Here is a 263-nt window from a genome sequence, read left to right on the forward strand (position 1 = left end):
AATTTTAACAGCTCCGAAGAGTTGCTCAAAGCTATCAATTGCTACATCATAAACAGGCTTGGTCCCTGGCTTAAGAGTCCGACCACGATGGTTAAACCACATAGCCTGCCAACCACTTGTCTTGGCGCCGACTACATCATTGTCATAGGAATCACCTACGTAAAGCGTGGTAGCTGGATTCATGCCAAACTGCTCAGCAGCCAGATTAAAGATTTCCTTCTCAGGCTTTTGAAAACCAGTTGCCTGACTGACAAGTACGTGAC

The 263-nt window shown here is 46.0% G+C and carries 1 protein-coding gene; it reads right to left on the reverse strand.

The genetic code is table 11. The annotated features are described in order from the left end of the window. On the reverse strand, positions 1–263 hold a 263-nt coding region (locus FH871_RS34510), incomplete at both ends, for an HAD-IA family hydrolase (RefSeq protein ID WP_212768327.1).

The sequence above is a fragment of the Larkinella sp. C7 genome, from assembly GCF_006149005.1.
In the GTDB taxonomy this organism is placed as follows: Bacteria; Bacteroidota; Bacteroidia; order Cytophagales; family Spirosomataceae; genus Larkinella.